Below are 18364 nucleotides of genomic sequence, written 5' to 3'. Positions count from 1 at the left end.
TTTAGAACTCCCAGTCTTCATCTTCAGTTTCTTCAGCAAGTGCCATTACATAAGAAGAACCATTTCCTGAGAAAAAATCATGATTCTCGTCTGCCCGAGCTGATAATTGGCTAAAAACTTCAGGTTCAATTTCAGTTTCTTCTTTTGTAAAAGGTGAGTCATATCCTAAATTTTGTAAAAATTTGCCAGCATTATAGAGACTAAATTTTATTGCAGATTCGGCAAGTCCAACTTCAGAATATAAGTCATATAAATAATCTTTTTCTAAGTCGATTAATTTATAAAGTAAATCAAAAACAAAGTCTTTCATTTCTTTTTGTTTTTCAGGACTTAGTTTTTCAACCTTTCTTTGATATTTATAGCCTGAATAATAATTGTGTATCACTTTGTCGCGTAAAATTAAACGAATTATATCAGAAGTATTTGGCAGTTTTGAACGCGAAGAAAGGTAAAAAGGAAGATAAAAACCGCCATAAAGTAGAAAACCAGGCATTAGTGCGGCAGCAACTTTTGATTTTAAAGGATCTTTTCCAACATAAAAAGGTATTAAGATTCTTGCCCTTTTTTGTAATTTTTCGTTATTTATTACTCAATTGTGTGCCTCTTCGATTTCCTCACTTGAACAAAAAGTTGAAAAAATCGAACCATAAGAACGAGCATGAACACCTACCATGAAGGCAAAATTAGCATATATAACTTGCTCGTGATCCGTCAAAGAATGACCAATTTGGGCTACATCACCAATTGTTGCTTGAATTGTATCAAGCAGAGTTAGACCAGTAAAAGTTCGGGTTACAAGTTGTTGTCATTCTGGTGATAAAGTTCTTCATGATTCTAAATCGTTTGAAAGCGGAATTTTTTCTGGAATTCAGAAATTTTGAACTACACGGGTTCAAACTTCTAAATCTTTAGGATCATTGATAACATTTCAGTTTACTGCCCGCATTTTGCCTGAAAAATTATTATAGGCATACTCAAGAGGCGAAACTGAAAGGTTATAGTAATCATTTTTTTGTTTAATTTTTAAGTTGTTGTTTTCTTGATTCATTTTTTTCACCTCTAAATAGCTCTTTAAAAAATAATTAAAATTAAGTGGACTATAATTTTACCAAAAAGAAAAAGGCTTTTAAGAAAAAAATTATTTTTAAATTTATTTTTTTAATTTTTTTAATTTGAAAAATAAAAAAACCCTATGAATTCATAGGATTTTTTTGTATTTGGTAGGTGAATAAAATAAAAATTTTATTGTCAATTTTTAAGTTTTTGGAAAAAACTAAGAAAAAATAATTTTATAGACAAAAATAACAAAATTAGACTTATAAAGTTGTTAAGGTGTTGCCAAATGCAAAAACAAAACCGCCAACAACGAAAATTACAGACAAAAAAATATGGGCATTATATTTTGCTCTTTGTCAAGCGGGTAAAAACATTTTTGTCTGCTCATAAGTAAAATGTTTTTTGCCCGGATTTTCTCTTTTCCAATCTTCCATTTGAAGTTCTTTATATTGTTGAATTTTTTTTCTTGTGTACTTGTGAAATGAAATTGAAACTATCGCAAGAACAAAAAAAATAACAGAAAGACTAATTAAAACTGGTTGAGGAAGATCTATTAGTCTGATTCCAGAATAAAAAGGATTTGTTTGCATAATATAATAATTATAATGATTTATTTTATATTTTAATATAAAGTATTATTATTAATACAAAAAAGTAAACTTTTGTCTTTAAAAGTTTACTTTTTTAATTTCTCATTTATTTTATTAAAAAATTAATTAATGAATTTTTTAATAAAATGATTATTTAAACTTGAAACTGCCTCAACATTTGTTGCCAGAGTAGGCGAGTCATAAACGGCAAAACCTTTGAGCAAGATTTGTGCTGAAGAGGCGGTTTGGGTTGTGGTTTGGGTTGTTCCAGCTCCTGATCCTCCAGATGCAGCTGTAGTAGAACTTTGTCCAGCATTAGGACCTAAATGAGTTCAAGTTAGATTTTTAGCATGATCAACATGACCACCTAAAGTTAGGTCTAAAACACTAGAAATTCTTTGAGTATAAGGGTTTTTTGCTTTTTCTGAAGTTAGCCAAATTGTTCATTTATTTTGATTCTTTAATAAAGTTAAGAACATTAAATCTCCATCTTTAATAAAGTCAAAGTCATCAGCTTCACCTTTGTTTACATTAGTTTGTCTGAAAGGGTCTGGAGGGGTGATTAAAAAAACTAGTTGAGTTATATTTTTCGCTTCAGCGCTAGAGGTTCCAGAACCAGAACTACCACCAGAAGTTGACTCTTCAAATTGAAGCCTAGTGTCAGCTTCGCCATCAACTCCAGAAATTAAAGCAACAATTGAGTCAATTTTTCCGTTTCTGCCTTTGCCATCGCCCGGATTTTCATCAAGACCTAAAACAAATTTTTCAGTTTTACCATCACCAAGTTTAGTTTTTTTAATGAAAATACCTTTACCATCTTTAGATGCAATTAAATAATGTTTTTTATCGTCATTAATGTTATTAGGTTGGAAAGCTAAAAATATTACTCCAGATTCAAGAATTTGCTCTTTAGAATCAGTAGTTGAAGTCTGACCCGCGTTTTCTGGAACCTTACTAATTTCAACAGCTTTACTTACTAATAATCCATCTTGACTAGCAACTTGATCTTTATCTTTTCCAAGATCAATTTTTACATCACCACGGTTAAGTGGTTGAATTTTTGTAACTTCACCTGTTCTATCTATTTTTTGATTTTCACGAAAATCAAAAAATACGGTTGGATTAAAACTTCTTAAAACATCATAATCAGCATCATCTTCTAATTTTGTAATTGAAAAAATAGCTTTAGGATTTGAATCTTTTTGTTCTGTTTGTGTTTTTGACCCAAAACTAAGAATTACATCAATTTGACTGTCAGATTTTTTAACTACTTCTGTTTGATAATCAGTTTGACCAAGTTCAGAATAATTAGATTTTTGTAAAAATGCTCAAAGTCCAACACCTAAACCATTGAAAGTTGAAATTTGAATTGGTTCAGTTTCAGGTTCAGTTTTAGTTTCGGTTTCAGTTGTAGTTTCAGTAGTAGTTTCAGTAGTTGAATTATCTTGGAAAGTTGTCGCTGTTGATGAAGTTGTTTGGGATCCAGATGTTGAGGAAGTTGAGGTAGCTGGAGCGGCTGCAGCAGCTGCTGGAGCTGGAGTTGAAGCGGCTGGAGGTGTTGTTGGTGCTGGCGAAGCGGGAGTGCCAGTTGATGGTTGAGATTCTGGTGCGCCTTCAGGTGCTTTTTCTTCTCCTTCTGGTTTTTTCTCACCTTCTGCTGGTTTTTCACTGCCTTTATCTGTAGGAGTAGATGATTCAAATCTTGGTTTGTTTCTAGCTATATAATCTTGGAGAGCTCTGGTACTATCTACCTCAAATCCAAAATCTAAAAAGAAAAGTTTTCTAGCAACTTGATCAAAAGTTTTTTGTTTTTTAGCATCATCAACAACTTCTGAAACTAGAGATTTAACATATTCTAAAGTTAATTTTGGACCATTAGGATTTTTTCTGAATTCAAAAGTTTTAGCTAGAGGATTAAAGTTTTGAATTTTTGGATCTTCAAAATTAATTTTGTCTAAATTTTCAAAGTCAATTTGAGAATTTTGTTTTAAAACAGCATTTATAACTTTTCGCTGATTTTCGTCATAATCAAGTTGAACTTCAAAACTAGATTTTGAAGAACCAAGATCAACTAAAACAAATTTAGAATTATTTCCTTTTCCTAATCTGGCAAGTGAAGATTCAAGAACTGGCGGATAATTTGACTTAACAAATTCACTTTCAAGGTAAGGAGCTTGAATATTTAGTTGTTTTTTTATTTGAAAATCAACATCAAAAGAAACTTTATTTTCTTTTAAAAGTTTATCTTTTTGCTCTTGGGATAAATTTTTTGCTAAATCAATTGAATTAATTTCAACAAAATAACCATCCATACCAGGAACTTGGATTCTCTCAGGCTTTAAATTGAAAAAAGCACTAAAATCTTGACGGTTTATTTCAACTTTGGCATTATTAGCTTGTGAATTTTGGCCTGAGTCTTGGAAAAGTTGGGTTGAAACCTGGCTCTGTTGTCCATTTTGTTGCGAGTTTTGCGCAATTCTGCTCAAGACTTTGGCGAGATTAACGGGGTTATTATCGGTTTTGTAAATACTTTGGGCTAAACTTAGATTATCTTTGACAAGTGCAAGTTGAACAAAAGGTTTTAATTGAACAAAATCGCTAAATTGTGAAAGAATTTGTTGCTCAACAGTTTTGACATCAACACTTAATTTTTTAATTCCTAAAATTGGAAAGTCAAATTCTTTGATAACTTTGCCAGTTGGATCCATTAGTTCAAAAGAAATTGAAAGAGTTCCGGCTTTATCATCAAGGTTTTTGAAAACTAAGTTTTCAACCTTCATTAGACTGTCAACTCTTTTGGTGTCTGACTCACCTATCATAACAATTTTTTCTTGTTTAGCTTTTTGATTTTCAACAGTTTTTGGTGCTAAAACATAACCTTTTTCCAAAATTGAAGGTAATCCTAAGGTGTTAACCAAATTATAACCTAATCCATTTTCGAATAAAGCATCAGAAAAAGCTTGTGATTTTGAACGTGTTCTTTTATAAGAGGCTTGGAAGTCATTATCAAGTTTAAAAGCAACTTCAGAAGCTGTTAAATTAGAACTTTTTGTTCCAAAAAGTTCTAATTTTGACTTTTCAAGGTCAATTTGGAATCCAACTAAATCACCATCAGCTTTATCACTTTGTGCAAAACCTTTAAGATCAGTTTGTTTTGAATAAGTAAGTTTGAATTCATCTGAATGCGCATAAACTACAACATTTTTTACTTCGCTACCAGAAGCAGTTGCTTTTTCAATGTCTAAAACTACCCGAAAATTGTGTTTAGTAATTGGGCTAAAGTCATATGCTTTTAGAAAATTAAAAGCATATGAAGGGTTGTTAGCTAATGCTAACGCTGTTTTTGCTGATAAATTTTTGTACTGGTCATGTAATTTTAGATTATTAAGAGCATTAATAAAATCTTCTTCGCTAAAAGTTGATTGAGTTTTTAGATCCACAACCTGATTTTTATCAACGTTACCAAAAATTTGCGAACTATATGAGCGCTCAAAAATTGTTAGACCGATTGGAACTGCAACGATTGTTGTAAGAATTGCGGTGATCGAAAAACCTGTTGAAACTATTGTTTTTATACTTTTTACTTTATTTTCTTTATTAAGCATTTTTCTCCTTTAAAATGGTAGAAATTTTTATTGTTGATTAAAATCGTCAAGTGCAATTCTAACTTGGAAACTTAGACTTGATTTAACAGATTGAGAAGTTGAAGAACCTTCGGTAGTTGTTGGTGTAGTTTTTTCGATTTGCAAATTCACAACTTTATATTTTTGAGGATTAATTTTATCTTCATCTATTGAAACAACTGAAATTTTGAGATCTTTATTGTTTTCTTGAATTTTTGCTTGAATTTCTTTGAAAACCTCGGTTGTTTCAAAAGTTTTAGTGTCAGTAGATTCAGTAGATCCATCTTTTTTGATCTTGTCAAAATCCTCTTTTTTGAGGAAAAATAGCGAAAATGATGGCGGAATACTTAAAACAGCTTTATTTAATTCATCTCTTTCAGTTTTTTGAGTATCTTGTTTATTAACTCATAAATTTAAGTCAATTTTTGGACTTTGATATTTATCAACACCAGTATTTTTATCAAAAACTTTGTAATAATAAGTTAATTTATAGTCCTCAAGTCCAAAAGGTGTATGAAGACTTTCGGCAACACTTGGTGAAGATGAAGTTGAAACAGTTGTAGCTACTGATTCTGGTTGTTTTTCAAAAACAATTTTATAATCTAGATCATTACCTAATTTTGATCAAGCACTAAACTTAGTTAATTCTTTAGCTTTAAAGTAAAATGCTAGCAATAAATCTTTTAAAGTGCTAAGTGGTTGTGTTTTATCTTTGAAGAATTTTTTGATTTCTGCTTCAATTGAAGAAGTTGTAGTTGAACCTGAACCACCTGCGCCAGCTCCAGCACCGCCTCCGCCGCCGCCACCAGAATTATTTCCATTAACTCCGGCTTTTAAAATTGTGGAATTTTGTTTTTTCAGGTCTTCTTTAATTTTTTTAGCAGCATCTTGCAATGATTTATAAAGATCATCAGTTCCTGAGCTAGTTGTTCCCCCTGAACCAGATGTCGACCCTGAGCCAATTTTTACAGCTGAAAATTGATTTAATTGATTAAAAATATCACTGTCATTGGTTAAGGCTTTTACTTTTTCCCAAACAGTTTTTGGTAAAAATAGATTAGAAATTCAACCACGAGAATCAAAACCTAAAAAATGGTTGTTAAAATCAAGTGAATAAACTGGATTATCTTGGGTTGTTTTAAATTTAACATCAGCAGCAATACTGAAAATATTGTTATTTCTTATATCATTTAAATTAATTGAATCATTTTTATCAATTAAACCATTTGCTTTAGCAATTTCAAATAGATAATTTAAAACCGCAGCAGGTTCCATTTGGATTAAATACGCATAAAAGGAAGCAACATCATATTCATTTTTGAAAAATTTATCAGATCTTAATGATTTTATATTGAATTTTGATGCAACTAAATTATTTTGCATAAAACTAGCAAAATCTTCGAGTTTAGGGAATTTTTGTTGTCCAACTCAAGCTTTTAACATTGATTCATTTGCATCAAAATCATAGGCATATTGGAAAGGATTACCAATAATTTTCTTAATTTCTTCAAATTTAGGAGCTTTTGATTCAGTAGTTTGATCGGTTTCGCCACTAGCTGGACTAGTTTCACCGATTAAATTTTCTAATTCAGTTTTAGAAATATAAGCTGTTGTTGAGCCAATTCTAATTTGTTTATTTCCAGTTGTTGTTGCTGTTGTTGAAACAGGAACTGGAGTTGCTTGAGAAGATGTTGTAGGTAAGCCGTCAAGATTATAGTATGTTTTTCGCTCTGGATCTAAATTAGAAGCAATATCTGTACTTGTTTGTCCTGTTTGTGGAACAACTTTTTTGAAATTAGGAATTTCAAAAATTGAAGTTTTAGATCTTAAAAGTTTGTTTTCTGAGTCGCCAAAAAAACTTGAATAAAGATTAATAACAACCGGAATTTCAAGATTTGATTGTCTAACACCTTCTTTTTCTTGTGCTTTAGAAAGATCAAAATAATATTCAACGCCTTGAGGTTGTCTTTGGGTAAAATATGGATTAAAATCACCAAAATCAAGAGAAATTGGCTTAATTAATAATTCAGAATTTATTTTTTTTATTAAATCATTAGACTTTTCTTCAATAGAAGAATATATTTTGTTATTAAAACTAGTTAAAAAATCATTTATAGTGTGTTTTGAAACTTCGAGATATTTGACTAATTCCGCTTTTTCGTCTTTAGGCTGAGCTGGAGGGGTTTCGGTAGATTGTTCTTCTGTGGTGGTTTGTCCGTCAGATTGTTGTCCTGTGGTTGCGCCAGAGGCTTCTCCTGAGGCTACCCCAGCTGCAGCTGTCCCGGTTGTTCCGGTTGTTCCTGCGTTTGAGCCGGTTGATCCTTCGCTCCCTTGTTGCCCTGTAGTTTGATCAGCTTGAGGTTGAGCCTGAGCTTGGGTAAGATTAGAGGCAACTTGAACTAATTGTCTAATTTCCGGATTTTCAGAAGTTAATAAACTAACTTGATTTTCAACTGGCTGATTTGTAACCTTAAAATCAAGAAAATTTAATTTTCTGACTGAAATTTTAGACAAAATATCGTCTAAATCAGCAAAATAAGTTGCTTGTTTTGCTTGTTTTTCAGCAGTGCCGTCAGTTTTTGTTTCTTCATTTTGATTTTGGCTTGATTCTGAAGTTGAACTAGTCTGGGGAACTAAGTCAATTTTTTCAAGCAATTGGGCATCTTCAATATTGAAATTTTTAAGCTCAAATTTTGCCTCATCACTTAATTCAGCTTTAACTAAAAAACTTGGAACTGAATTTGGACCAACTAAGATAAAACTGTTAGTTCCAGGATGTTTTTCTAAACTAAAATTGTAAATTGTTCCTTGTTTAAAAGGGAAAGAATTATTTTGATCAAAGTTTAATTCGTTAATTATTTTTTGAAAATCAGGGAAATATTGACTTATTTTTTCAACAGCCTCGGTTTGAGTTCCGGCTCTATTAATATCAGCGGCAAAATCTTCAACACGAGTTAAAGATGCAATTTTTTGATCAGTTAAATTTGAACTTGAAAAATTAGAGCTAAAATCTGTTCTTCTTAAATTTTGGATATTTTCTTTGAAGCTTTTGGTTATTTTTTCCAGATTTGAATTAAATTCGGCAAGAGCAAATTGTGAGCGTTGCGCAAATGAAACTTTTTTTGAGATAATTGTTGAAAATGCTGTGCGATTGTTATCAATTTGGTGCTTTGCACGAAAGCGGAGCTCAAAACTTTGATCATTATCATTTGGAATTAAGTCAATAAATTCTAAAAATGGCTTATTTGGTGCAAAAGTTGGCTCAAATTTACGTAGTTTGGAGTTGACCTGTGTGTAAAAGGATATAAATTTATTTAAATCTGTGCCAGCTATTAATTTTCCACTATTGTCAAAAAGTTGTGCTTTTATTTGACTATATGTGGTAGAATCATCAAAGACATCAGATTTAAAGGCAACATTTTGGACTCGAGAAACTAAATTTTCTAACTCAGCTCGGGGATTTTCTCCTGTATAGCGAATTCGAGTTACAAGCCCAATAGTTGTTGCAAAAATAGCAATACCGCCAACAGCGGTTAATGCTATTGCTAATCTATTAGTATTTTTAGGCATATATATTTTTCCTCTATTATATGGTTTTTAATCAAATATTTAAAATTATAGCACTACAAAGGCGTTTTTTATGATTTTATTTCAATAAAATAGTAAAATTTACTTTATTTTATGTTTTAAAAGTAAATTTTACTCTTTTTTTAGCTATTTTTATCAAATTTTTGCGACTTTTTTGACTAAATTGATTTTGAACTTTTTATTTTTAATGTCAATAAAATCATTCTGAGTTCCCCTGTTTGATGGCAAAAATTCACTTTTTAGTGAATATAAATATGCAAAAATACTCGTAAACCGGGTTTTTTGACGGTAAATCTTAATTTTTATTATTTTAAAATTAACCCTTTGCAAAAAAAAAAAAAAAATGCTTGGTCTAAGAAAAAATTATGTTATAATAAATCTCACTAAGAATAAATTAATAAATTTTGATATTGAATTAGGGAGGAATTAAGGATGTTTTTGTCATAAAAAAAACAGAAAATGCGAATTTTCCATTACGTTTTTTAATGTAATGGATTGCCTTAAATTTAACCGTTTAGAAATCTACAAATTTATGGCTTTTAATTATTGTTCTTTCAAAACTTCATATGTTTTTTTAGGCTCAATGTAAGTAAAAACGAGTTTTCTTTTTACATTGAGTTTAAATAGTAGTTGTATTTTTTTATCATTTTTGGCAGTGTTTTAAACTAAAAAAGCAGTTTAAAAATTCATAATTTTGCTTTTTAAGTTAAAATTTTATCTTTTTTAGTTTTGCTTATTTGATTAGCAAGTAGGTTTTGCATTCATGAGTGTTAGATTTAAAATTTAGTGTTTTTGCTTTGATAGTTATTTTTTGCTGAGTTTGCCAAAAAAGTCAAAAAAGCGTGGAAAACCCACACTTTTTTAAAATTATCTCATTAAACTGGGAAATTCGGGACTTTAAAATTATTTTACTTGTCAAAATCCTTGAAAAACCACGGGAGATTATATTCAAGCGGATTTTGAGCATTAAGTCTCATTATCATCGCAGACAAACTAAATTTATTTTTTAGTTCAAGTGGTTTTTCATTTTGTCAATTTATTCCAAAATAATTATGACTTGCTGTTGAATAATTCCAACTTTGTAAAAATGTAAGCGGTGAACCTGCATTAATCGTTGATATATACTCATCATTTAGCCCTAATACTCCAGTTCCGGAATTACCGGCATTAAAATATGTAGGAGTATAGCCTTTTTGATTTGAAATAGAAATATTTTGTTGATCTGAATTAGCCCTATTAATTATATAACCACTTTGTTTTGCATAAGGAAATCCATTCATTCCAAAATGTTTAACATTTGGGCCAAAAAATGTTAAATCTGATTGACCATTTGTATTTAATTTTAAGTTAGGTAATTTATATCAATTTAATAATCAGGCTGCTTTTTGGAATTCTCCTTTTTCATAAGCCGCTTGAATTAAAGGTTTAATATCAACTATTAAAACAGATATGTCAACAAATTTTGGATTTTTTTCATTTACATCCACTTGCTTAGTACCTGTTCAAACTAGTCAAGCAGAAACATTTTTGACACTGATTTGTCCACCTCAGTAGCTATAACCACCATCAATTGAATTAGCATAATATTTACTTCCAATAGCCATGTAACGACTATTTGATAAAAATTTAGTTAAATCTTTACCAAGAAGGGAACTTAAATCAAATTTTCCGCCACCTTCGACATGATTATTTGTGATTATGTAAAATTTGCCATCATTTGGGTCGTCATTTACTTTTGCAAGCATAGTTGCACTTCCAAAAGTAAAGCCAAATGTTCTTGATAATAAATTTTTTGCCAGTGGGAAATTTTTAGTGTCCCAAGATTTATGTAAAAAGTCTAAATCTTGTAAATATCCTTCATGTAATTTATAAGGAACATTTTGGTTTGGGTTATATTTTTCTAAATTGTAAGCATCTGAATTGGTAAAAAATGAAATTGGTTGTTCTTCATTAGTGTAGTCAATATTTTTATAATCAAATTGATTTGTTTTAGAGCCAAAATCTTCGTTTTCAAGCGAGTTTGTGTATTCAATATGAACTCTTGCTCCTGCTTTATGTATAATAAAGGCTTTTTTTGGATCAAAAGTGTCAAATTTTGGGCTATTATAAAACTCAACACCTTTTTCAACATGATTAAGAACATTATCAACTATTAAACCAAGATTTGAATTATTTAGTCATAATTTGAATTCAATTCCTTGATTTTTTATATATTGAGCACTTAAATTGAAACTAAAATGCTCAAATTTTTTGTTTGGTTCCTCAAAAAATACATTTTTGGTTTTTTCATTAACTACTATTATTTGGCCACTTGCTAATTTTTCAAAGTCAAAACTAAAATCATAACCGCCTTTAGTTGGTTGTTTTGTGATTAAGTCAGTTCCACCAGTAATTCGGGTAAGCCTTTGGGTATTTTGAACTAAAGCATTTGCAAATAATTGTAGTTTTATTTTCCGGTTTTTAGGATTATTCTTTAAAAATGTTTCAGAAAAATACTTTTCTTTTAATGTTCATTTAGCTGTTTTTGTAGAATTATCGTAATTTCAATATAAATCTTTATAATAAGGTTCAATTTCACGACTTCTAATTACTTCATTTCCAGAATCAAATAAAGTAACTAATGGCTTTTGTGTGTCTAAATCTATATTGGTCTGAATATTTTGGTTATTTATATTTGTTAAAAAATATCAAGTTGATCCTTCAACAATATGTGATCCATTAACATATTTTAGACGGAAATATAATTTATTATTATGTTTTTTTGTCTCAAGAAATTGTAAATTTTCTTTTGAGATTTTAAAATTATTATACTTAAGAGCTTCTTCTTTGATGTCAAAAAGATCTTTAAAATTGTTGTTATTTAACGCTTGTTGTGTAAGTGAACTATTATTTTTGGCAACAAAATCAGAAAATTTGATTCTATTTAGAATTATTTCAGGATAAAGTTTGTTTTTATAATCGTTTTCTAAGTTTTGTAATTTTATGTCTTTCTTAGAACTATAGCGGATATTTGTATTATTTTTGTTAATAAAACCAAGTTTAAAAATCATTTCCCCTGGTATATTAGTGGTTTTAACATCATAATAATAGACAAAATAATTCTTTAAAATTTTTGAAGTATCAAGCGTAACTTCAGGATCAGTATTAAAAAATATTTGCTTTTCGACAATTATTGGCAATTTTTCACTATTTTGTACAGTTTTTTTGTCTTCGTCTTCAAGTTTGACTTCTGTATTTTTAAACTTATCTAAATTATTATCTTTAACACTATTATTGTTAGCTTTAATTTGAAGTAAATAATTTAACTTTGATTCAGCCTTTTGTTCAACTATATCAGCGGGATCAATTAGTCTATATTTTACGTGTTTTTGTACTTTTTTATAAAATTCACCACCTACTCTACGATAATCAAAGTGGCGACTATTAATATTATCAATTATTGATTTATCATTATCAGGAATCTGGTTGGGTTTTACAATTGGTTTACCATTTCTATCCCTTTGCCCAGTTTCTTCTGGAATTGGTGAAAAATCTTCGCTGGTGAAATTAGAACCATTTTTAGGCTTAATATCACTATAAGTGGCTGGCAGTCAATTTGAAAAACTAATGGCTTTTTCAGTTTTGAACTCTTCAGAAGTTTTAATTCCTTCAACAATTAGTGGAAATTCTAAGCCATTAAATCTGTATCAAAAGAAAATTTTTGCCTCACCTTTTAAAATGTTTGTGGAAATAACATCTTTTGCAAAAATTTCAAATTTACCGATTTTAGCAAATGTATAAAGTTTGTTAAGTGAGTCAATTATTTCTAAATTCGTTTTTCCGGCTAGTGAAATTTGACCGTGGGTATAATCAATATCCTTAATTTTTGTATTTTTAAATAATTTTTTACCACTAGAATCACTTAAAATTTCTTCAATTAACGCTAAATCAGCTTTATCACGCGGTGATAAAATTGGTTTTAAGTAATCTTTAGGTGCAAATTGTAGAATTTCTTCTCTAGTGTGTTGGCCATTTTTTATTAATAATTTTAGGTAAATACTTTGACTAGTACTTGAGGTTAAAATTCTTCTTTTTTCTTTTTCAACATCAAAAGTTGAAAAAGAAATTGTGGCATCTTTAGGAATTTCATAGGTAAAAAATTGTTGATCTTTTAAAATTTTATCAAAAATTTTATCAAGGTCAGCCTTACCTAATTCATCTTGTTGTGTTGGGTTTTCTGAACCAATTTCTGAAACTTTTACAACTCTTGGGTTTTGTTCAAAAGTTTTAAATCTTTTATTTGCAGCAATTTGGCCTGTTTTTTGCAATGATTCTAACGTTGGTTTTAATAAATATTTATAAAATCAGTAACTACCAACCCCGCCGGCACCTAATGGTTCTTCGATTTGCCAAAAATAATCTAAATGATTTTTTGACCTTGTAAAATCAAAATCAACATATTCAGAATCACTAAGGTAAGTTTGATTATAAAAACTGGTGTTTTTAAAGTTTTGAGTATATCCAATTTTTACTGGCACGTTTTCTTTTTGTTTAAAATTAACTTGGTTCTTGGATTTAACACTGACTGTTTTAATAACTTGGTTATTAAATTTAATATCTAAATTTAAGGATATTTTGTTATCACTGGTAAAAGTTAATTCAGGTTGGTCTGATAATGCAACATGGAAAAATTTTTCTATTCTTTGTTTTGATTGGGAAAAATTTTCTGAAATAAATTTTTTTACGTCTTGCTTGCGTAAGGCTTCTTTTTCAAAATCAAGGAACGAATTATAGTTAATATCAAAATAGTCATCAAGAAAATCTATATTTAACGAAGAGACTATCTTGTTTAAGTCAACATCATTATTAGGAATTAAAAGTTGGGTGGATAAAATTGTTGAATTTGAAGGGTTTTCTATTGAATTCGCCTGATATTTAAGGACTAAAATATTTCTGTCGTTATTATCTAATGATAAGTCTAATAATTTGAAATTTATTTCATTATTTTGTGGTTTTTTTAACCAAAGATTTGCATTTTGAAGGTTAAATGAAGCAGAAGTAAGATATTTTTTTATACTGTGATGGTCAAGCCCTTGGTCATCAAGACTAATTTTTAGGGCATTTTGAGCTTGCTGTTTAAAATCAGATAAATTTTGCGCAATTTTTGCTGGTGGTTTTTCTTGCACAATTTGGTCATTTTGCGTTTTTGAATCTAAAATTGTTTGAGAAAATGAAGAGACTAAATTAACAAATTCATCAGCAAATGTGGCCAAATTTTCATTATCAATCTGATTGAGTCGGAGATTTTGGTCTAATTTTTGTTTAATTTTGTTATTTTTTTCTTCAAGTTCTTGCTTATTTGTTATAGATGTACTTGAGTTTTTCAATAATAATTGAAAATTTTTCACTTCAACACTATACAAATCAAGGGAATCTGCTAATTTTAAAATATAAGAACTTATAAGTTTAATATCAGAAACTAATTTTTTTGAATCTGCCAGTGTTTTAATATTAGAAATAAAATTTGGGCTAAATTTGTTCGGTAATAATTGATTTTCCAAAGTTTTTTTAGCTTCACTTAACTTCACACTACCATTAAGACGTGCTATTTCTGATTTTACATTTTCATAGACTGTTAAAACATTAGATAAAAAATATTTTGTATTAGTGGAAATCTCATCATTTAATACAAGCTTATTTTCTTGGTCTAATAAATTTAAGGAACTCATTAGACCATCTAATTCTGTTTTATTTTCAGAATTTAAATAATTAGAATCATTTTCTAATTCTATTTTTTCTGTTTTCAATGAAGATAGAAGTGATGCAACACGCTCTAATTCTGAAATAAATTCCTTAATTTGACTAATTTGTAATTCAGTAATTGAGTTATTTATTTTTTCTTTAAAATTACTTTGAACTGTTTGGGATAAATTAGCGGTTTTATCAACTTCTAAAATAGCAGATTTTTTTAATTCTTGTAATTTTTCGTTTTTTTCTGCTGACTTATTAACAATTTTTTCTAAATTAGTTTGGATATTTTTAAGATTTTGAATTGAATCAGTGACATTGTTAATTAAATTACCAGAATTTATATTTGAATTAAAATTTGTAATTAAACTATTGAAGGTTTCATTGCTCTCAGTTGAATATTCATTTTTTATTGATTTAATTTGAGCAATAATATTTTCTAATATGAGTAAATTTGAGGTGAAATTTTCAATTTCTTCTTTATTATCGTTTTTATATAAAGTGGTAATTTTGTCATTAATTTGTGCGCTTAAGGCTTTAAGATTAACAAGGTTTGCGTGTTTTAAAACCGTATTAAATCAACTAAAAGTTGAAACTTCCTGACTAAAGGTGTCATTGGTTTTAGTAATTTCCGTGCTTAATTTGCTTATTTTGACTAAAAACTCATCCAATTTAGTTTCAAAATTAGATGAATTTAGAATTTTTTGATTAAACGATTCAATTTCACTTTTTAAATTATTGTATTTTTCCTCGTTAACACTAAAAGACTTATCAATTGTCTTAGATTTAAAATTCGACTCGAATTTTTGAAACAAATCTAATGTTGATAAGTATTGTTCTACAAATTGAGAAAGTTTGGGTAAGTATTCTGAATTTGAAAAATTTTGTGAGGAAATGTTTAAACTATCTTTTATTTTATTTTTAATAACTTCAGGAAAATTAGGATACTGAAGAAAAAAATTATCTACCTGATTTTTTTGAAGACTTTGATTTGGATCGATGTAATTTTGAAATGAATTTGGGTTTGAGGTTGAGCAAGACGCAACAACAAACGAAACAATACCAACCCCAAATAAAAATATTGGATTGGTTTTTACTTTTTTTCTGTTCATAATTTTTCCTATTTCGTGAGAGTTTTAATTATGTAATTATATAACAAATAATTAAAAAACGTATATGTTTCAATTTTAATAAGTGTATTAATTTATTTTTAAACAATCCTATTAAATTTTCATGGGGTTTTGCGGCTAGAATTAATCAGTCTTGAACGCCAAAATTTTGAAAATGTAATTATTGCTTCTAAAAAATAAGTTCATTTATTTGTATAACAATTCAAGACTTTAAAGTCACTTTTCATATAAAAGCCCAAGTTTTTATATGAGCTAAATTATTTTCACATTTTTTAAGACCAAATGTCAGAAAATATAAACAAAAGACTGCAATCAAAATCACTCAAAAAAAGCTAATTGTTAAATTTTTTATACTAATTTATTTTAGAGATAATTGATTTTTTAATTTTTTTAAATTTTTTTTCATTTAATAAATAAATGTATTTAAAAAACTAAAAATTTGCTATAATTTCATCATTAAAAAACAATAAGTAGTGAAAAGGAAAGGCTAAAATCTGGTTTAAAAGAAATTCATATTGATGAGAAAAGGATACAGATAATACTGTAGATAAAATAAAACTATTTATTAATTCTTGAATTAGTGGTTATGCTAGTCCTTCTTTTTAATTTAATAAACATGACCTAAAAATATGACAAAGTTCCTATTGAAATATTTAATTCCAAACAAGAGGTTTATTTAGATGATAAAAATTCAAAATTTAACAAAAAAAATTGATCATAAATTTATTTTTAGTTCACTAAATCTTGAAATTCCTTCGAACAAAGTAACTTTTGTAGTTGGTGAATCAGGGATTGGTAAGACAACTCTTATTAATTTAATTGCCGGTTTTACAAAAAAAGATAGTGGAAACATTTCTTTTTTTGATGAAAATGGTTCTGAAATTAAAAAACCATTAGTTGATGTTGTTTTTCAAGATTTTAATTTAATTGAAAAAATTACATCTAATGACAATATTTTGATAGGAAATAATGTAATAAATAAACTTTTAGACAAAAATGCATTAAACCAAAATGCAAATTTAATGTCGATAAAAACTGAACAACTTGAGCAAAAAGTAAATAATTTATCTGGGGGCGAAAGGCAAAGAATTGCAATTTTACGTTCACTTTCACGTGATAGTAGTTTTATATTACTTGATGAACCAACAAGAAATTTAGATATTGAAAATGCAAAAATTGTATTTGAAAATTTAACTAATATTGCCAAAAATAAAACTATTTTAGTAGTTAGTCATAACCTTGATTTAGCAAAAAAATATGCCGACAAAATTGTTTATATTGAAAAAAACAAAATTACTGAGGAAATTTTTGACAAAAATAGTCAAAATCAGTCCTTAATTGCTAAAAACAGTGATTTAAAATATCAAAAAACAGCTAAAAATTCCAAACTTTCAAAAATTAAACAGGAATTTAAGACAGGTTTTTTATTAACAATCACAGACTTTAAATCAAAACTTACTTCAAGTATTTTATTTTTATTGCTTTTTTTAACTAGTTTTTTCGGGACACTGTTATTTGGCGTCTTAAATTTAAATATTAGCAGCACTAATTTGCAAAATACGATTGAATATCAATTAGATTCGGTTGTAATAACCAAAAAACCAAATGGAGAAATAGCCACATTTTCTACTGATGAAATCACAAAACTTAAAGAAGATAACCCAAAAATTGTAAAAATTGTTCCTTTTTTTAATTTTCCTAAGCTTACTTTTACTTATGGCGATAAAACAGAGTTTGATTCTTCTGTTGATTATATTGATGAAAGTGATTTTTTTAAAAACAGATTTATTTTTGACAACAAAAATTTAGTAGGCAGAAATATTCAAAACAAAGATGAAATAATAATTTCAAAATCGCTGGCAACAAAATTTAATATAGAAGAACCAAACAATCAAAAAATTAGTGTCACAAGTTTTCGAAACACAGCTGTAGATCTAAAAGTAGTTGGTATAAGTAACTTGGCTACTTTAGATAGTCTAAATTTTAGCTTTTTACATCATAAATTTTTTGAACTAGCAAAACCTGTGCAGAAAAACAGCGGGCAGCCAAATGAAAATCTTGACAACGATAAGCCAGAAAAAATTGACCCGTGAATATTGAAACTGTATTTTAATATTGATGATGATTTAGCTAATAATATTGAAAACTTTACTAAAAACAACAAAGAATTTGAAATCCAATCGTCTCTAGGTGGTATATCAAAATCAATATTAAATACACAATCATTTACAAATATAGTTATTGGTGCTATTTTAGTTTTATTTATTATAATTTTGCTAATTCAAACAGTCTTTTATGCTAAAAACCTGAGCGATTCAAAAATGAAATTAATTGGAATTCTTAAGGCATTAAGTGCTAAAACCTGACAAATTTTCTTTTACCATTGGCTAAATATTATTATAATTTCGCTCTTTATTTTGTTTATTAATTCAGTTGTTTTTCTTCCGTCAATGGGAAAAATTTATACCGCAATAATTGGTCAAGATATTTTACTACCCTCACTAAGCCAAGTTGGGACTTTACTTATAATAATATGACTTATAATGTTCGCGTCTATTTCGGTAATTTACCTAATAATTTCTTGACTAAGCTATCGTAAACCGGTAATTAAATTGCTAAAATTTGAGCAATTCTAATTTTTGGATTTTAC

6 protein-coding genes are annotated in these 18364 nt (G+C 28.4%); 1 reads left to right on the top strand and 5 read right to left on the bottom strand.

The annotated features are described in order from the left end of the window. Nucleotide 1 precedes the first annotated feature (1 nt). The 5 genes from nrdF to KW512_RS02420 all read right to left on the bottom strand — a co-directional run bounded on the left by nrdF (nt 2) and on the right by KW512_RS02420 (nt 15696). Nucleotides 2–1048 carry a class 1b ribonucleoside-diphosphate reductase subunit beta gene (nrdF, locus tag KW512_RS02440; RefSeq protein ID WP_081311064.1) on the bottom strand — a complete coding sequence of 349 codons (1047 nt, stop codon included), beginning with the start codon at nt 1046–1048 and terminating at the stop codon, nt 2–4. A 268-nt stretch (nt 1049–1316) separates the two neighbouring features. Then, the gene (locus KW512_RS02435; RefSeq protein WP_010321297.1) at nt 1317–1646 is read right to left on the bottom strand and encodes a hypothetical protein; all 330 of its coding nucleotides are present in this window, start codon (nt 1644–1646) and stop codon (nt 1317–1319) included. A 122-nt stretch (nt 1647–1768) separates the two neighbouring features. After that, nucleotides 1769–5251, bottom strand: coding sequence for a P110/LppT family adhesin N-terminal domain (locus tag KW512_RS02430; protein WP_258841242.1), 3483 nt, complete (start codon nt 5249–5251; stop codon nt 1769–1771). Between the two features lie 27 nt (nt 5252–5278). Continuing rightward, nucleotides 5279–8839 (bottom strand): P97 family adhesin, encoded by a 3561-nt coding sequence (locus tag KW512_RS02425; RefSeq protein WP_258841241.1) that lies wholly within the window; start codon nt 8837–8839, stop codon nt 5279–5281. A 926-nt stretch (nt 8840–9765) separates the two neighbouring features. Then, complete coding sequence (locus KW512_RS02420) at nt 9766–15696, bottom strand: MGA_1079 family surface serine endopeptidase (protein WP_258841240.1); 5931 nt, start codon at nt 15694–15696, stop codon at nt 9766–9768. A 698-nt stretch (nt 15697–16394) separates the two neighbouring features. Here KW512_RS02420 and KW512_RS02415 point away from each other — a divergent pair. Beyond that, the gene (locus KW512_RS02415) at nt 16395–18350 is read left to right on the top strand and encodes an ABC transporter ATP-binding protein (RefSeq protein ID WP_258841239.1); all 1956 of its coding nucleotides are present in this window, start codon (nt 16395–16397) and stop codon (nt 18348–18350) included. Nucleotides 18351–18364: the final 14 nt, after the last annotated feature.

This window comes from Mesomycoplasma ovipneumoniae (assembly GCF_024758565.1).
Classification (GTDB): Bacteria; Bacillota_I; Bacilli_A; order Mycoplasmatales; family Metamycoplasmataceae; genus Mesomycoplasma; species Mesomycoplasma ovipneumoniae_B.
Note: the sequence above shows the minus strand (reverse complement) of the source record. Positions and strands in the feature narration are given on the sequence as shown.